This window comes from Vibrio sp. 2-2(8) (assembly GCF_963888495.1).
GTDB classification, from domain to species: Bacteria; Pseudomonadota; Gammaproteobacteria; order Enterobacterales; family Vibrionaceae; genus Vibrio; species Vibrio anguillarum.
The window spans coordinates 164763-181009 of record NZ_CAWPJM010000011.1 but is presented as its reverse complement, the minus strand read 5'-3'; the positions used below and the strand labels follow the sequence as shown (position 1 = coordinate 181009).

The following is a 16247-nucleotide window of genomic DNA, read 5'->3' as shown; positions in this document are numbered from 1 at the left end:
CGAATATCGAACAAAAGGTTGAAATTATGCGCAGCGCAATACTGTATCGCTACTGTTTACCGATGGATAGCGGCGTTATTCTCCGCAATCAGAAGCTGGTAGAACGTGAAGGTCTGATTATTGAATTACAAGATGATCACGGTTCAGCGTTGGGTGAAGTTGCCCCATTACCCGGTTTCAGTTTAGAGTCACTTGAGCAAGCACAGCAGCAGTTAATAGCGCAGCTTCAGCTTTGGGTTAGTGGTGAGCTTATTACCTATGATGATCTTTTTCCTTCTGTTGCCTTTGGTTTGTCGATGGCGGAGTTAGAGCTGGATGGTGGGTTGCCTCAAGCCGGACACTATCACGCAGCACCTTTGTGCTCGGGAGACCCTGATGAACTGATCCCGCTTCTGAACGCGCTACCGGGCGATCATAGAGTTGCGAAGATTAAAGTTGGGCTGTACGAAGCGATTCGCGATGGGATGATCGTAAATCTGTTTTTAGAATCCATGCCTGATTTGCAATTGCGTCTTGATGCTAACCAAGCTTGGACACCCGCTAAAGCTGAAAAATTTGCCCAATATGTTTCTCCTTCGCTGCGTCAACGCATTGCGTTTTTGGAAGAGCCGTGTCCATCTCCCAGTGACAGCTTGGCTTTTGCTATCAATACGGGCATTGCGATTGCGTGGGATGAAACCTTACAGCAAGCCGTTCGCCGTGCAGATTTTCAGCTAGAAGATCTGACGGGAGCGAAAGCCATTGTGATTAAACCGACCTTGATTGGGTCGGTACAGCGCTGTATCGCTTTGATTGAAAAAGCTAAAACATTAGGCATTCAAGCCGTTATTAGCTCTAGCATCGAATCAAGCTTAGGGCTTTGCCAATTAGCTCGTTTTGCGCAGTGGCAACTGCCTAATGAAATTCCGGGGCTAGATACGATTAGTTTGTTTAAAGCACAACTCGAAAGCGCATGGCCCAACAGCGCATTGCCGATACAAACGCTCGCGCAGCAAACGGTGGTTTGGCAATCTCAATGCGAGTAGGCGTTTCCTTTTGCCAAAAGCCGTGGCAACAACATGCTTTGTATACGCCGCACGCGATCGCATTGCGTACGGCGAATCAAACCTACACTTGGCAGCAGTTAGCGAACCGTATTGACGCTTATGCTTTTGCAATGCAGCAACAAGGTTTGCAGAACCAAGATGTGCTGACGTTAGTGGGTAAGAACAGCCTTGAGTTAGTGTTAATCTACCTTGCGTCGTTAAAACTTGGCGTGATCTGCGCCATCACCATGCCACAACCTGTGATGCTGCTGAAACAGAAACTCAGTACCTTATACGGAGAGAATCAACCACATTGGTTATGGTTAGGTGAAGGAGCTAAGCTCAAGGAGAATGAGCTAACTTCATTGCTCGCTGACGCTAACATCCGGCTTTTTACTCATGAACATATTACTCATGAACATATTACTAACGAACATGTTTCGCCGCCCACGAGCGCTATGGTAAACAAGGCTGAGACACAGTTTGCCTCAATCATCTTTACTTCTGGCTCTACTGGGGTTCCTAAAGCCGTTATTCATACTTTTCAGCAGCATTGGTCGTCAGCCAGTGGCTTACTTGAGGTATTTTCATTTAGTTGCCATGATACGTGGCTGCTGAGTTTACCGATGTATCATGTGTCTGGGTTAGCCATTATTTATCGCTGGTTAGTAGCTGGTGCTTGCTTAAAAGTCGGCAGCGGCGATCTCACCCAAGATATAATTCATGTTACGCATGCTTCATTGGTTGCTACTCAACTGAAGCGTTTATTAGACAGTAAAACACCGCTCGCATTAACGCACGTGCTGCTTGGCGGAGGCCATATCCCAAACCATCTCGCCCAGCAGGCGGCAAAGCATGGCATTGAAACTTGGGTGGGTTATGGTATGACGGAAGCAGCTTCCACTGTCACAGCAAAACGTGTTAACGCAAGCCAGAGTGTTGGCCACGTGCTACCTAAACGGCAAGTGAAGCTACAAGGTCAGCGTATTTTCATTGGCGGTGAAACCATATCCAGTGGCTATTACCAACAAGGCTTAATCACGCCTCTTATCGATGAACAAGGATGGTTCGACAGCCAAGATCTTGGCCATTGGCAGAATGATGAGCTGTGCATTATTGGCCGCGTTGATAACCAATTTATCTCTGGAGGCGAAAACATTCATTGTGAAGAGATTGAAGCGGTATTATCTCACCACCCCGACATTGCTTTAGCGATGGTGATCCCTGTGCATGATGATGAGTTTGGCGCGCGCAGCGTTGCTTTGTTGCAATGCCAAACTATGCCTAAAAAAGAGGCGTTAGAGCAGTGGCTCAATGGCAGGCTTGAAAAATTTAAATATCCCATCGATTATTTTTTAATACCAAATCACTTGAGCGAAACGGGTATTAAAATATCGCGCAAGACCTTAAACACATGGCTCACCGAACATCAGCTGCGTTATCGACCACTCAATGAGCGATCACCATTTGATGGTCTGGTGCTGCCAATCCACAAAACAGACGGGCTTATCTAACATTTCCTTTTGCTGTAGTTGATAAAGTTGCTTAGCCACAAACTCCGGTTCAAAGAGCTTATCGCTAGCCACATTATGCTGAAATGGTTTAGAAAGCGGGGTGTCGGTGGTTCCCGGATGAAACAGAATAGTTTGTGTGTTGGGATGAGTGCGAGCTAGCTCTATCGCAAAACTTTTCGTCGCCATATTTAGCGCCGCTTTACTCATCCGATAGCTGTACCAGCCGCCACTGTGGTTATCCTCTAAGCTACCTATCCGCGCGCTAAAAACCGTAATTTTTGCAAAAGATTGACGATCAATAAGTGATGGTAAATATTGAAACCAACGCACTTGGCTCAAAACGTTACATTGTAAAAGCCATTGAAAGTAAGACTCGTCAAACCTTGAGATACGCTTTTCCGGTGTATAGGTGCCGTTGTGTAGTTGCCCATTAAAAAACACAATTTGATCGAACTTATGCCCGATGTCGGCCAATGTTTTGGCAATCAAGGCCGTTGATTCGATACTGTAGTCGGTTGGAAAATGTTCGCTTGAGGATTGGGCGAGATATTTTTGTCTTGAGACGGTAACGATTTCTGGCGCTAAAGTCTGCGCTTTGAGCTCCCTTATAAAAGCTTGGGCGATGATGCTTGAGGCGCCAATAATGAGGTATTTCATTGTTATCACTCTCTGTTTTTACAAACGCCATTACGGCATTGAGCATGACTAAACCAGCGAGATATCGACATGCGATGTTTTGCAAAAAGGAGATAAATTTGGTCGCTAATCCATTTTAGGATGGGCAAGCGCGTGATGAATAACCAGCGATGTTTGTTGACTAAATGCCAAGCTAGAACGGTCACATCCAGCCCATAAAGCAGATTGCCTTGTTGATCTAAGCCATGCAGTATCGATAACGCCTTGCTTTTGTCGATAGAAGGAAAGCTACGCATAGCATCGCCGTCATTTATGTCGATAAGCTGAACCCGACCATGGTGATCGAAGGTTTTTAATGAACGCATTTCATTGCAGCATAAAGGACACTGCGCATCGAAAAAAATCACTAAAGATGGGGTACTCATATGTATGTCGTCAGCCTAACAGCCCGTTAATAACATATTTGTACGTTCACTCTTCAGTATAAGATCAAAGTGGTCTTTATCCTGAAGCATTTACTTGAGTTACAAATGACCTAAGTGTCATTAAATTGCCACTATGAGCACTGTTGATACGTGTTTTTCATCAATGCAATCATGTAGATGTCGATATTTACCTCAACGTGTGTGTTTTTGTGGAGCAAAAATTGGCAGGAAATTTCAGAATAAATCTCGTGATATTCAACCCTCTGTGGTTAATGGTGTTGATTGACTTGTCAATTAATTAATAGGTGTATCATGTCGACAGCTTTCTCTCCTTTGAAAAATATTATGATGATTGCGAGAATCAATCTATCGCAGAGCGAATTAAAAAAATTAGAAACAATGCAGGTTAAAACTATCCGTAATGTAGACTTTAAGCGGTTGGAAAACACGCTTGTAAGCAAAAAAACACCAATGGAAATGAAAAATAGGATCATGATAGTTTTAAATAAAAAGAGTCAAGATGAAAATTGGGTCAAGATATTAGCCAATTTTAACTCTGAAAAGAAGGTAAACGATTGGATAGATTTGAGAGTGAATGGAACGGTTTCTAATGCGTTAAAGAACCTTCTAAAAGACAAACAAAACCTACTGAATGAGCCTACTACAAGAGAAATAAAACAACATTTTGCATGTTATGGTGTTGGATTGATAGAAAGAAAAGTTAACTCTGCCCAAGTTAAAGAGACCACTAAAAAATTTTTAGAATGGATACGGGTAGATAGAAAAGACACGGGTAAATCTGGGCTTCAAGCGGCGCTAATGAGCGAGGTGGACAAGGCAAAACTTGACGTTGATCTAGCAAGTGTGGAGTGGAGAAAGAGTGTTACTAATCAGATCAATAGAAGTGTTGAAATTCAGATAAACGAATATTTGTCTGGTCATGCAGAACGGAACAAGATTGTTACATCTAGCGGTACTACTTTAACGGCACACGCAATAGAAGATTGGCTTACACAATACACTGCTTGATTCATGTTAAGTAACATCAGTTAAGGTGTGCCGCAGCGATACGAAAATAGAAGTGCAAATTTATACCTAACAATAGCAATCCATTGCAATTCATTGGCTAATTTACAGGTGCTAAGCCCCCTGCCTTTAAAGCAAGGTATACTACCCGTTTTTCTCACAAGGCAAGCTTTGCTGAACGTTATATTGAATCCCAATTTAACGCCAATCCCCCCTGAGTTCGGCGACTTTTTGTTGCATCACTTGTGTTGTTGCCTCTTTTTGGGGGACGGGCTCGCCAGCTTCAATTTCTATATGTGACCAAAAACGAGTCGGTAGCCCACAGCAGGCGCGCCCTTTGGCACGGCTAAAATAGCTTCCCCACAATCCCTTCAATGCCATGGGGATGACAGGCACAGAGCTGCGTTTTAAAATAATATCCATCCCGCGCATGAAATCGCTGATTTCGCCATCCGCGGTTAACCGTCCCTCTGGGAAAATGCAGACGATATGCCCCTCTGCCAATGCTTGTTCTACATCGTTAAAGGCTTGGCGGATAGAACCGCGACGCGTTGCGGAAATAGGTATCACGCCTGCACGTTTCAAAAAGCGACGAAGTGGCGGCAAATTGGCGTAATCCTCTTCCATCACAAAACGAATTAAGCGAGGACAAACCGCGCTCAGCAACAGCGCATCCATATAGCTAACATGATTGCACACCAGCAGTGCTCCGCCCTTTTCAGGTAAGTGATGAAGATTTTTGTGGCTGACTCGATACATGGTATGCGTCAGCATCCACATTAGAAATCGCACCAAGAAGACCGGGACTTGGTAGCATAAATAGAGTGCAACAAAGCCATTAAGCAAAGCTAATATAATGAAGAACTGAGGGATCGTAAGCTCAAGAAAGCTCAAACAGACAATCCCTAATAGTGCGCTCGCCACCATAAACAGTGAGTTGTAGATATTTAAAGCGGCAATGACTTGTGCGCGTTGAGTGACTTTAGCACGCTGCTGCATTAGCGCATATAAAGGCACAATGAAGATGCCACCGCAGACGCCAATCAACAATAAGAAAAGAAACATCGGCCATAGTGATTGGTAGCTGATAAATTGATAAAAATCAGTAAATTGAGGTAATTTTTCTGGCACGGAGGTTGCCATTAAATAGCCAAATAATGTAATGCCAAAACTGCCGATAGGCACGATGCCGATCTCTATTCTATGATGCGATAATTTGTCACAGGTCAATGAGCCAGTGGCAATACCAACAGAAAACAGTGCTAGCAAAAAAGAAACGGCGCTCTCTGTGCCATATAAATAGTGATGCGTGAAATTTGGAAATTGAGTTAAGTAGGCAGCACCTAAAAACCAGAACCAACTGATCGCCATTACGCATTGGAAAATAGTACGGTCTTGTTTGGCAATCGCAATGGTCTGCTTGGTTTGCTTAATGGGCTGCCAGCGAAAAACGAGATCGGGTGCGCAAGCAGGGGCTTTAGGAATATGACGGCTGGCTAAATAGCCTAACAACGCAAATAGCACCACCGCGCCAGCAGCCACGTATTTAGTGTAGGGCATCGAGGCAATGAGCCCAGCCCCCAATGTGCCTAATAAAATCGCTAAAAATGTGCCTGTTTCCACTAACGCATTACCCGGAACCAATTCATTTGGCTTGAGTTGTTGCGGCAATAAAGCGTATTTGACTGGACCAAAAAAGGCTGATTGTGTCCCCATCAAAAAAAGTAATAACAGTAAAATGGCGTAACTCTCGGTCATAAAACCGATCGCGCCAAGACACATGATGCCAATTTCAGCCAATTTCACTTTACGAATGAAAGCGGATTTTTCGTACTTGTCAGCAAGCACACCAGCAGAGGCAGAAAAAAGGAAAAAAGGAAGAATGAATAGCCCTGCGGCAAGGTTAATAAATAAATTACTGGAAACCGGTAACACGTTCGCTCCAGCAAACGCGACCAATAGCAGCAAGACATTTTTAAAGATGTTATCGTTAAATGCGCCAAAAAACTGGGTTATGAAATACGGAAGAAATCGTTGCTGAGTCAGCAATGAAGATTGAGATTGACTCATTGATGGTCCTTATCGAGCCCAGTGATTAAGATAGTTTGAGAGTAGGTTTTCAATCAGCTCTTTCCCATCGATGGGTTCGGCGGCGAAAAATTTATCATCCACGCTTAATAAGGTAATACCATGTACGCCAGACCACAGGACTCGGCTTGCTTGCAGCACTTCTTGTTGCGAGTGTTGTGGAGCAAGGATGGTCAATAAACCTTCAAGCATGGCGGTCATGTTGTCGATGCGCTCTGCTTGCCACTGGGGAAGTCGTTCACCATTCATATTATGTTCAAAAATAAGTTGCCAGCGATTGGGGTGCAACTGAGCAAAATCGTGGTAGCAATAGGCCAATTTATACAACGCTTCTTTTGGATCGCTACACTTACCCACCACTTTTTTCGCTTGCGAAGAGAGTTCATCCAAGGTTTGAGCTACCACATGCAACAATAAAAGATTGTAACTGCCGAAGACATTGACCAAAGTGCTAGGTACGTAGCCAATCATGGTTGCGATTTTACGCAGGCTGAGCTCGTGATAAGTGTGATTTTGAAGAAAATGCTTCGCGGTCTTGAGTGTCAATGCAATCAGTTCTTCTCGGGTGTGATCGTTTCGTCTGGCCATGGTTACGTATCAATTATGAACAACGTTCGATATTCTAGTGGGGTGGTGTATAAGCGTCAACTTATGGACGGTTAATTTGCAATATTCTGATACATGTCTGCGAGAAGCAACGGTTTTCTTGTCTATCCGAAGTGGTTATGATGAGTAAGCCTCAATAATTATAACCCTAAGGAAAAACATGAAACGTTTTTTTTCCCTTGTAGCATTGCTGATGGTTGCTGTTGCGATCACACCGATAGCAGAAGCAAAGAAATTTGGCGGTGGTAAATCGTTTGGTAAAAGCTATAAAACGGCGCCAGCTCCCAAACAGCAGACTCAAAAAAATGACACCATTAAGCAAGATCAAGCAGGTAAAGCTGGTTCGACCAAAAAAGGTCTGATGGGCGGATTACTGGGTGGTTTACTCGCTGGTGGTCTACTGGCGGCTTTCTTTGGCGGCGCGTTTGAGGGTATCCAATTTATGGATATTCTGATCTTCGGCCTGATTGCTTTTGTGCTCTTTAAACTGATGCGCGGTATGCTTGGTGCGAAGCAGGGTAGCATGAATCGGCAGCAGCCTGCGTTTGGTGGCGTGAATAACCGAACGGAGTTTGAACAGCCGAACGTGCACAATTTTGAACAACAGCCTCAAGCCACGGGTGGTTTTGGAGCGAATGCACACAGCGATATCCCACATAACTATCCAGCCGGTTTTGATAAGGCCGCTTTCATTAATGGTGCGCGTGAGCACTACCGTATTTTGCAAGGTGCTTGGAACCATAACCAACTTGAAACTGTTGAAGAATATGTATCGGCGAGCTTGTTTGAAGATTTAAAACAAGAGCGCGCAAAGCTAAACGGTGAACAGCACACAGATGTGATGTACGTAGACGCTGAAGTCGTTCGCGCCGATTACGATGCAAGTAAAGCGCAGTTGAGTTTGCAGTTTACTGGCCGCTACCGCGATTCCGTGGAAGGCATTGAAGAAGATATTAATGATGTGTGGCATTTAGAGCGTGATTTAACCGTACCTAATGCACCTTGGTTGATTGTCGGCATTCAAGGCTAAGACTTTTCACGATGGATCCAAAACGCCCAAGTTTGTCTTGGGCGTTTTGCTAGGTCACTAAGCTAATTTAGCCGTCGTTTCAAAGGCTTCTAATTTTGAAAGATAAGGTGTTAAATCACCAATATTGCTTTTCACCCAATCGGCACAGTAATAGGTATCTAAATAACGTTCGCCGCTGTCGCATAACAGCGTCACGATGGAGCCTGTTTCACCTCGTTGTTTCATCTCACTGGCAATTTGCAAAACCCCATAAAGATTGGTGCCGGTAGAAGGGCCTGCTTTGCGGCCGAGTAGTTTTTCCAACCAATAGATCGTAGCGACACTGGCGGCATCCGCAACGGTACGCATTTCATCGACTACGCCGGGAATAAAACTCGGTTCAACTCGTGGGCGACCAATTCCTTCAATTTTGCTACCACACTGCAAGGTTAAGCTTGGGTCTCGGCTTTTGAAATAATCATGAAATACCGAGTTTTCAGGGTCGACGACGCACAGTTTGGTATTGTGTTTTTGGTAGCGAATAAAGCGGCCTATAGTTGCTGAGGTTCCGCCTGTGCCCGGGCTCATTACAATCCATGTTGGAACGGGGTGATCTTCCATTTGCATTTGGTTAAAAATACTGTCGGCAATATTGCTATTACCACGCCAGTCGGTCGCACGTTCAGCATAAGTGAACTGGTCCATATAATGGCCATTCAGTTCTTTGGCTAAGCGGTGTGATTCGGCATAAATTTGATCAGAGCGATCGACTAAATGCGCTTGGCCGCCATAAAGCTCAATCTGCTCAATTTTTTTACGTGCAGTACATTTGGGCATTACAGCAATAAAAGGCAAACCTAGTAAACGGGCAAAATAAGCTTCTGATACCGCAGTACTGCCCGATGAAGATTCAATGATAGTCGTTTCAGGGCCAACCCAGCCGTTACAGATGGCATACAGGAAAAGAGAACGGGCGAGGCGGTGTTTGAGCGAACCCGTAGGATGCGTACTTTCATCTTTGAGATAAATATCGACCCCAGCGACACAAGGTAAATCGAGCTTGATCAGATGAGTATCGGCCGAACGTTGGTAGTCCGCTTCTATTTTTCGAATTGCGTTGTTAATCCATTGATGATCGGTGCACATGGTTCTCTCTCCATCGTTATTATGAGGGTAATTTACCCTTAATGTGAGAGAAAAGCTTTGCTATGTTGCCTGTCATTTTGTAGTTTTAGAGAAAATTATTCTCTTATTCTGGGGGAGCTATGGAGCTTGATAGAATTGATCGCATGATCCTCTCATTACTGCAACAAGACAGCACTTTGTCGCTAAATGATTTGGCTGAAGCGGTGAACTTAACCACCACACCTTGCTGGAAGCGGTTGAAAAAGCTCGAAGAATCTGGCGTGATTGCGCGGCGAGTTGCCCTGCTTGACCCAGAAAAATTAGATTTGAGTTTTACCGCGTTTGTGTTGATTAAGACCAGCGATCACTCTCACGAATGGTACAGCCATTTTGTCGTGACTGTGTCTGAGTACCCTGAGGTGATGGAGTTCTATCGTATGGCGGGTGAGTACGATTACATGATGAAAGTGTTGGTCAAAGACATGAAGTGTTTTGACCAGTTTTATAAAAAACTGGTCAATGGCGTGAAAGGGATTAATAACGTGACTTCAACCTTTGCAATGGAGTCATTGAAGTACACTACCCAATTGCCTCTGGCATAGCCTGCTCGTCTGAGTCTTGTTATTTGGTGAAGCGCATCACACCTTCTTGCACTGCTGTTGCGACTAAATCTCCTTGGCGGTTGTAAATCTCGCCACGCACTAAACCACGGGTATTGCTGGCCGTAGGGCTTTCTATTGCGTAGAGCAACCATTCATCCATTTTGAATGGGCGGTGGAACCAAATCGAATGATCAATCGTCGCGACTTGAAAGTTAGGTGTCATCAAAGAGACTTTATGAGGATGCAACGCTGTGACTAAAAACCCCCAATCAGACGCGTAACCGAGCAAATATTGATGGATGAGTTGGTTATTTGGCAACTCACCATTAGCGCGTATCCACAGGCACTGTTTTGGCTCCGCTTTTTGTGGTTTTAGCGGGTTAATTACGGTCACTGGACGCATCTCAATCGCTTTTTCGCCACAAAAAACCTTTTTTATTTTTTCAGGTAATAAATGTGCAATCTGGGCTGCCAGTTCAGATTCAGAGGCAAAATTTTCAGGACCAGGGATGTCAGGCATGGTGTTTTGATGTTCAAAACCGGGCGCTTCACCGTGATAAGAAGCGGTGAGATAGAAAATCGGCCGACCATTTTGAATTGCTTTGACTCGTCTGGTACTGAAACTGCGTCCGTCCCTTAAATTCTCAACATCATAAATGATTGGTTTTTCAGGATCCCCGGGGTAAAGAAAATAGCTATGAAATGAGTGAACAGTGCGGTCGGAATCAACCGTATAGCGAGCCGCCGAGAGTGCCTGGCCAATCACTTGCCCACCATACACTTGTGGTAGACCTAAGTTCTCGCTCTCACCTCGGTATAAACCTTCTTCTAGCTTTTCCAGTTGTAGCAAATCCAATAGTTCATTTAATGGTTTACTCATAGACCCTCACCGAGATTCTTAATGTAATTATTATCATTGTTGACTAAGTCAATATCTTGTTAATACCAAATGGACGACCATGACAGCAGATAAAACCGAACCTATAATCATCACCTATCTAACACCATAACTGAGGTTTTATCCTTATGAAAAAGGCACTGTTGCTGATTATGTCGTCTGTTTTGGGTCTAATGCTTGTGGGTTGCCAGTCAGCGCAAAAACCAACCTCTTCCGAGAGCAATATTCAATCTATCATGGGTACGGTTTCGTACCGTGAGCGTATTGCACTGCCGGATAAGGCGCTTGTCACTATCACTTTGCAAGATGTTTCATTGGCTGATGCACCCGCTAAAGTGATCGCAAAACACCGCTTTGAAACTAACGGAATGCAAGTGCCGCTTCAGTTTGACTTGGCATTCGACAACCGAAAAATTGATGCTCGCCACCGTTACAGCGTCAGTGCTCGTATCGAAGTAGATGGAAAACTGCGCTTCATTACGGATACCCATTACGCCGTGATTACTGATGAGAATAACACTAAACGTGTTGATTTGCGTTTGGTTGGTGTTAAACAGTAGTAAAAACAGAAGCAATAAAATAGACGCAATACTATAAAAACAGTAAAACAGCCCTTTCCCGTGCTAGATAAGCGGGAAAGGCGCTTGACCGAAAGGGGCTTAGGGGCGCCACTGGTATAATCGAAGTTTTATTCTGCCATGCTCGTTCACTTCGACGCCTTCGGCGATCAATTTTTGTCGTTGACGTAATAAATCCTCTCCTTTCAGCGAAATCTCTCCTTTGCTGTTGATCACACGAAACCAAGGTAATCGGCTGTTTTGAGGTAGGTTACCTAATGCTTTTCCAACATGGCGTGCGTAGCCGGGGTATCCTGCTAAACGAGCAATTTCCCCATAGGTTGTCACTTTTCCTGGGGGAATTTGATGTATAACTGCAAAAATCTGCGCTAAAAATTGGTTCATGCTGACAATTCGTCCATACTAGCAGTGTCCTAGTTCGATAGTTACCAAGGAACGGTATAAGGAGAGGGCATGCTATTTTCTACCTTTCAATTTTTAATCACAACCTTGTTGGCTGTGGTTTGTGCAAGAGCCATAGGTTTAAGCGAAGGGGACATCCCCGTGCTGGCCATCGTGATCCCTGCGCTGTGGATTTTACCGCAAGGGGGCGTCGCGGGTGTGTTGTTATTGGCTGCAATGACCGCTTATGGTTTCACTTTATCTTATCAGCCAATCGCTCTTTCTGTCAGTGTTTGGGTGTTGCTGCCTTTGTTGACGGTGGCCTTTTCTAAACGCAGTAGCATGGGCGTTATCTTAGTGAGCACGTTGATCGTATTGACGTTGCAAGTCGGTATCATCGTTACTCAATCGGCTGGGAAATTAGGCGGTACAGGCTGGCTTACTGTTATTCAGACTCTTTCTGTTATCGTTGTTTGGTGGTCGGTTGCGCACTGGAAGCCATCCAATAAGCACCGTTGGTGGGCGTTAGGGTTACTGCTACCGCTATGGATGGCCGATTTCTCGTATGCGGTGTTAGTTGCGTTAAGCATTACTGGCATTATGGCGTCGATGGAAAGTTTAACCCAATCCAAACCAGTCGCAGTGAATTGGAATGGTTTGTTATGCTGGACACTTCCAACGGTAGGCTTTGCAAGCTTAGTCGTCTCGCCCACAAGTGATGTACCAAACCCAGTATTCGTGGTTTGGATCTGTTTACTGGCTACTGCTTGGATGACTGATTATCTACTCAAGAGCACCGAAGAGAATACCGAATGACCAGAACACAACTGAATGTAGATTAGAGCATGTTGTGGGTGAAGTTGTGACTTCATTCTTATGCATATATAGAGCATTAGTATATGATGCTCACCTCTCATTACAATAATATAAACGTCATGGTTCGTGCATTTCGGCTAATAGGTCTTTTATGGCTAGCAACGGCGGCACACAGCGTCATCAGTGCTCCCATAATCAACGCTAAAACATATCGAGTAGCGACAGAAGCGGACGATGTTGTCACGCGTATTTTGTTTGATGCCATTGCTTACCAATTTCGCCTTGAGATTGACTATGTTAATTACCCCAGCTTTGATGCGATCTTGACCGCTATCGAACAAGGGGAGAGCGATTTTGCAGCCAATGTGACTTACACCGAACAGCGTGCTCAACGCTTTGATTTCTCTAGTCCTACCAATATTGAATACACCTATGCATTTAGCCACAGCAACGTACAGTTAACCGATCTGGCGAGGGTCGGGGTTCCCAAAGGAACGATTTATGGTGAGCTGATTGCCGCTTATTTTCCTCATATTATACAGATTGAGTATGATGGTGCTCGGCGTGCCAAAGAACTTTTAAGCACGGCTGAAGTCGATGTGGTCGTAGACGCGATTAATCAATTAAAGCCGATGTTGATGGCAGGGCTCGATGCTCAATTGCTTAATGACCAACTGCCTATTCAGCCGGTTGCCATTATTACGCCAAAAGGGCGCAACACTTTATTACTCAACAAAATTCAAGAATATGTACACTCAGCGTCGGTACAAAAACTGCTTAGAGAATCAGTACAAAAATACCAATTTGATATCCGCAAGCAGGCGTTGCGTCAATCCGTCATCGATAGTGGCTTAAACGTGCAGCGACCGTTAAAAGTAAAATTGGAGAACATCAGCCAATTTGCTCAGTATCAGCACGATGGTAAAGTGAAAGGAATAAACGCGGACATTGTTTTTAAAGCATGTGACATTCTGTTGCTCAAATGCGAACTGGCCAGCCAGCCAGACGAAACGTGGGAGAGTATGTATGCCGATTTGGTCAATAAACGCATTGATATCCTAGTACCAGTTACCGTCTCTCAACAACGAAAATCCGACGTTTATTTCAGTGACACGTATTACCAGCCTGAAGCCGTCTTGATTAAGCGTGAAAATTACAAAGACAATGTTTACAGCAATGTGTCTGAATTAATTGTTGAGCGCATCGGCGTGATTAAAGAAGATTTCTTTGAAGAGCTGTTAGGAAAAATGCTGCCCAATAAAGTGCTACATGTTTATAAAACTCAAAATGAATTGGTCAAAGCCTTGCTCGGTAAGGAGGTCGATTACATCGTTCTAAACCGTGCCAACTTTAACCAAATATTGCGCGAAGCGGATAACTTATTGCCGTTGGAGGAAGATCTATTTATCGGCAGTTTTTACTCGTCTGAGATTGCAATGGGCTTTCCCAAAAATAGCATGGGCGCTTCGCTGGCTCCTTTATTTACTCGTGCTATTAAGATGATTGATACGCAGAAAATCATCAACACCTATGATTATCAACCGAATTGGCGAGCAACGTTAGCGGCCGAGAAAACTTTTTCACGCCACACTCAATGGCTGTTTACGTTGGTATTTGGCTTCTTGTTAGTGGTCGCTTTCTATCTACACTCACAATCTGTTACCGATAATTTAACCAAGCTGCGTAATCGCCGAGCTTTATATCGCCGTTATTCGAGAGGCTTAAACAGCGATCTAACCTTGATTTATTTAGATGTGAATAACTTTAAGCCGATAAACGATAACTATGGTCATGAAGTGGGGGATGAAGTGTTGAAAGCACTTGCCAGCCGTATCGATTCTATTTGGCGTGGTCGTAGTTACCGAATCGGGGGTGATGAATTTATCCTGATTGGGCAATATAGTGATGAGGAGCTTGAGCCTGTGTTAATGCAGTTAGAGTCCTTTACCTACAGCGATTCTGCTCGAAATTTAAACATAAAAGTCAATGTGGCGATTGGTGTGTCGAATTACAGAGATCATTTCATGAGCCTGGAAGAAGTATTGCACCAAACTGATATTGCCATGTACCAAAGTAAGCACCACCGAAGTAGCCAACGAGATAATACAAAGTCTCTTCTCAAGATAATCAGAAGTTCAAACAAGAGCTAAAATAGTCCACCTATTTTATTGAGTAGAAGAGAAAATAGAAGATTTGCTCAAATGGTGTTCACTTAAAACAAAAAGCTTCCATCCATTGGGATTTCGGCTTGCAATCATTACTATGATGCTTGATAATCGCCGCACTCTTTGGCTAGCAAGCCAAGAAAACAAATCAATGGAGGCTCTGGTCCTCCCGCAACACTAACTTGTGAACTCGGTCAGGCCCGGAAGGGAGCAGCCGCAGCAGGCGACGTGTGTGCCGGGATGTGGCTGGGGCTTCCACCCTTTTTTGTCGCTGACAAACTTTATCCGTACACTCCCGATTTCTTCGTTTTAAAAGCTAATGCAATAATGTTTTATCATATTGCAATCTGAAACATACATTTTGTCCAAAGACATGCTGATTCATTTATAATCAATTATTATTGAAAGTTGATTTATTAATAACTATTGGTTTATGACTATGCTCAATCCTATTTGGTTAAACACTTTTAAAACATTAGTCGATATTGGGCACTTTACTAAAACGGCTGAGTTACTCCATATGACGCAACCTGGGGTAAGCCAGCACATAAATAAACTAGAAGCTGCCTGCGGCTATCCTTTGATAAAGAGATTTAACAAGAAATTTGAGTTAACAATCTATGGGCGGAAAGTTTACGATTATGCTGTCAAACACTTTGAAGAAGAGTTTGAGTTATTACAGAATTTGGCACACGACGAACCTTTCCGTGGTCGCTGTACTATAGGCTGTTCGGGGACTTTCGCGTGGCTGATTTATTCACAATTACTTTCTTTGCAAGTGAGTTATCCAAGCTTATCCATTGAGTTAGAAGCAACGCCAAACCATCGTATATTTGAGCAGATATTGCAGGGGAAACTGGATATAGGTCTAGTGACAAAAGAACCTAACTCTAAATATTTCGCGAGCCGTATTGTAGGTGCGGAGTGTCTTGCGCTTGTATTGCCACTGTCCGCAGACGAAAGCTTGCCTATAAATGACTTGTTAATAGAATTGGGAGTCGTTCGTCATCCAGATTTCGCTCACTACTTCCAAACATATGTCAATCAAGCGAACAATGATTTGCTTCGTCTAGTCGATTTGGAAGATGTTCCGACGCAAAGCTATATTAACCAAGTGCACCAAATATTAGTTCCTATAGCTAAAGGGATTGGTTTTACAGTGGTTCCTCGATGGTGCGTTAACTTGTTCGCGGATAAAGAGCAGCTAAAAATATTCAACATTACCGAAGACATACAAGAACCTGTTTACTTGGTTAGCAAACTTAACTCACCTCTTGCTAGGCGTTATGAGCAAGTCATTGACGTTATTAATCACTCTTTTAAGGCTGTTTGACTTGATTGAACTCCACATAA

At 43.9% G+C, this 16247-nt stretch carries 16 protein-coding genes and 1 other RNA gene; 10 read left to right on the top strand and 7 right to left on the bottom strand.

Annotation, left to right across the window (positions count from 1 at the left end):
* Nucleotides 1-26 precede the first annotated feature (26 nt).
* Nucleotides 27-1025, top strand: coding sequence for an o-succinylbenzoate synthase (gene menC, locus AACV12_RS03565; RefSeq protein WP_170899942.1), 999 nt, complete (start codon nt 27-29; stop codon nt 1023-1025).
* Nucleotides 1016-2539 (top strand): o-succinylbenzoate--CoA ligase, encoded by a 1524-nt coding sequence (gene menE / locus AACV12_RS03560; RefSeq protein ID WP_170900046.1) that lies wholly within the window; start codon nt 1016-1018, stop codon nt 2537-2539. Before menC ends, menE begins: the two co-directional genes overlap by 10 nt.
* On the opposite strand, the gene AACV12_RS03555 is transcribed toward menE, so the two are convergent.
* Together AACV12_RS03555 and AACV12_RS03550 are read right to left on the bottom strand one after the other, a co-directional pair.
* Nucleotides 2486-3196 (bottom strand): SDR family NAD(P)-dependent oxidoreductase, encoded by a 711-nt coding sequence (locus AACV12_RS03555; protein ID WP_094128939.1) that lies wholly within the window; start codon nt 3194-3196, stop codon nt 2486-2488. The genes menE and AACV12_RS03555 overlap by 54 nt on opposite strands.
* Nucleotides 3197-3201: 5 nt before the next feature.
* Nucleotides 3202-3600 carry a thiol-disulfide oxidoreductase DCC family protein gene (locus tag AACV12_RS03550; protein WP_170899941.1) on the bottom strand — a complete coding sequence of 133 codons (399 nt, stop codon included), beginning with the start codon at nt 3598-3600 and terminating at the stop codon, nt 3202-3204.
* Between the two features lie 312 nt (nt 3601-3912).
* Between AACV12_RS03550 and AACV12_RS03545 the strand changes: the two genes are divergently transcribed.
* Nucleotides 3913-4629, top strand: a complete 717-nt coding sequence (locus AACV12_RS03545; protein WP_170899940.1) for a hypothetical protein — start codon at nt 3913-3915, stop codon at nt 4627-4629.
* A 195-nt stretch (nt 4630-4824) separates the two neighbouring features.
* Here the strand turns inward: AACV12_RS03545 and AACV12_RS03540 are convergent, their stop codons facing one another.
* Together AACV12_RS03540 and AACV12_RS03535 are read right to left on the bottom strand one after the other, a co-directional pair.
* On the bottom strand, nt 4825-6696 hold the full coding sequence (locus AACV12_RS03540) for an MFS transporter (RefSeq protein ID WP_094128937.1): 1872 nt from the start codon (nt 6694-6696) through the stop codon (nt 4825-4827).
* A gap of 9 nt (nt 6697-6705) precedes the next feature.
* A complete protein-coding gene (locus tag AACV12_RS03535) occupies nt 6706-7302 on the bottom strand; it encodes a TetR/AcrR family transcriptional regulator (protein WP_017048569.1) in 597 nt (198 codons plus the stop codon).
* Between the two features lie 178 nt (nt 7303-7480).
* Between AACV12_RS03535 and AACV12_RS03530 the strand changes: the two genes are divergently transcribed.
* A complete protein-coding gene (locus AACV12_RS03530) occupies nt 7481-8350 on the top strand; it encodes a Tim44 domain-containing protein (protein WP_013856439.1) in 870 nt (289 codons plus the stop codon).
* 57 nt (nt 8351-8407) lie between these two features.
* Here the strand turns inward: AACV12_RS03530 and AACV12_RS03525 are convergent, their stop codons facing one another.
* Entirely contained in the window at nt 8408-9475 is a 1068-nt protein-coding gene (locus tag AACV12_RS03525; RefSeq protein ID WP_013856440.1) for a PLP-dependent cysteine synthase family protein, read from the bottom strand.
* A 119-nt stretch (nt 9476-9594) separates the two neighbouring features.
* Here AACV12_RS03525 and AACV12_RS03520 point away from each other — a divergent pair, with 119 nt between their 5' ends.
* Nucleotides 9595-10056 (top strand): Lrp/AsnC family transcriptional regulator, encoded by a 462-nt coding sequence (locus tag AACV12_RS03520; RefSeq protein ID WP_013856441.1) that lies wholly within the window; start codon nt 9595-9597, stop codon nt 10054-10056.
* Between the two features lie 19 nt (nt 10057-10075).
* On the opposite strand, the gene tesB is transcribed toward AACV12_RS03520, so the two are convergent.
* Complete coding sequence (tesB, locus tag AACV12_RS03515; RefSeq protein ID WP_170899939.1) at nt 10076-10936, bottom strand: acyl-CoA thioesterase II; 861 nt, start codon at nt 10934-10936, stop codon at nt 10076-10078.
* Nucleotides 10937-11082: 146 nt separating this feature from the next.
* On the opposite strand from tesB, the gene AACV12_RS03510 reads away from it, so the two are divergent.
* Entirely contained in the window at nt 11083-11514 is a 432-nt protein-coding gene (locus AACV12_RS03510; RefSeq protein WP_047687881.1) for a YbaY family lipoprotein, read from the top strand.
* A gap of 99 nt (nt 11515-11613) precedes the next feature.
* Here the strand turns inward: AACV12_RS03510 and AACV12_RS03505 are convergent, their stop codons facing one another.
* On the bottom strand, nt 11614-11916 hold the full coding sequence (locus AACV12_RS03505) for an MGMT family protein (protein ID WP_170899938.1): 303 nt from the start codon (nt 11914-11916) through the stop codon (nt 11614-11616).
* A 69-nt stretch (nt 11917-11985) separates the two neighbouring features.
* Here AACV12_RS03505 and AACV12_RS03500 point away from each other — a divergent pair, with 69 nt between their 5' ends.
* The 4 genes from AACV12_RS03500 to AACV12_RS03485 all read left to right on the top strand — a co-directional run bounded on the left by AACV12_RS03500 (nt 11986) and on the right by AACV12_RS03485 (nt 16227).
* Nucleotides 11986-12729 carry a hypothetical protein gene (locus AACV12_RS03500; RefSeq protein ID WP_017045285.1) on the top strand — a complete coding sequence of 248 codons (744 nt, stop codon included), beginning with the start codon at nt 11986-11988 and terminating at the stop codon, nt 12727-12729.
* 83 nt (nt 12730-12812) lie between these two features.
* On the top strand, nt 12813-14879 hold the full coding sequence (locus AACV12_RS03495) for a GGDEF domain-containing protein (RefSeq protein WP_170899937.1): 2067 nt from the start codon (nt 12813-12815) through the stop codon (nt 14877-14879).
* 173 nt (nt 14880-15052) lie between these two features.
* Nucleotides 15053-15149, top strand: an RNA gene (gene ffs, locus AACV12_RS03490) — signal recognition particle sRNA small type.
* A 178-nt stretch (nt 15150-15327) separates the two neighbouring features.
* The gene (locus AACV12_RS03485; RefSeq protein WP_170899936.1) at nt 15328-16227 is read left to right on the top strand and encodes a LysR family transcriptional regulator; all 900 of its coding nucleotides are present in this window, start codon (nt 15328-15330) and stop codon (nt 16225-16227) included.
* The last annotated feature ends 20 nt before the right edge of the window (nt 16228-16247 follow it).

Coding starts and splice junctions, on each gene's coding strand:
- AACV12_RS03520 (WP_013856441.1), top strand. CDS start 9,595: ATGGAGCTTGATAGAATTGATCGCATGATCCTCTCATTACTGCAACAA.
- AACV12_RS03555 (WP_094128939.1), bottom strand. CDS start 3,196: ATGAAATACCTCATTATTGGCGCCTCAAGCATCATCGCCCAAGCTTTT.
- AACV12_RS03545 (WP_170899940.1), top strand. CDS start 3,913: ATGTCGACAGCTTTCTCTCCTTTGAAAAATATTATGATGATTGCGAGA.
- AACV12_RS03505 (WP_170899938.1), bottom strand. CDS start 11,916: ATGAACCAATTTTTAGCGCAGATTTTTGCAGTTATACATCAAATTCCC.
- AACV12_RS03485 (WP_170899936.1), top strand. CDS start 15,328: ATGACTATGCTCAATCCTATTTGGTTAAACACTTTTAAAACATTAGTC.
- AACV12_RS03535 (WP_017048569.1), bottom strand. CDS start 7,302: ATGGCCAGACGAAACGATCACACCCGAGAAGAACTGATTGCATTGACA.
- AACV12_RS03530 (WP_013856439.1), top strand. CDS start 7,481: ATGAAACGTTTTTTTTCCCTTGTAGCATTGCTGATGGTTGCTGTTGCG.
- AACV12_RS03500 (WP_017045285.1), top strand. CDS start 11,986: ATGCTATTTTCTACCTTTCAATTTTTAATCACAACCTTGTTGGCTGTG.
- AACV12_RS03550 (WP_170899941.1), bottom strand. CDS start 3,600: ATGAGTACCCCATCTTTAGTGATTTTTTTCGATGCGCAGTGTCCTTTA.
- menE (WP_170900046.1), top strand. CDS start 1,016: ATGCGAGTAGGCGTTTCCTTTTGCCAAAAGCCGTGGCAACAACATGCT.
- menC (WP_170899942.1), top strand. CDS start 27: ATGCGCAGCGCAATACTGTATCGCTACTGTTTACCGATGGATAGCGGC.
- AACV12_RS03525 (WP_013856440.1), bottom strand. CDS start 9,475: ATGTGCACCGATCATCAATGGATTAACAACGCAATTCGAAAAATAGAA.
- AACV12_RS03540 (WP_094128937.1), bottom strand. CDS start 6,696: ATGAGTCAATCTCAATCTTCATTGCTGACTCAGCAACGATTTCTTCCG.
- tesB (WP_170899939.1), bottom strand. CDS start 10,936: ATGAGTAAACCATTAAATGAACTATTGGATTTGCTACAACTGGAAAAG.
- AACV12_RS03495 (WP_170899937.1), top strand. CDS start 12,813: ATGATGCTCACCTCTCATTACAATAATATAAACGTCATGGTTCGTGCA.
- AACV12_RS03510 (WP_047687881.1), top strand. CDS start 11,083: ATGAAAAAGGCACTGTTGCTGATTATGTCGTCTGTTTTGGGTCTAATG.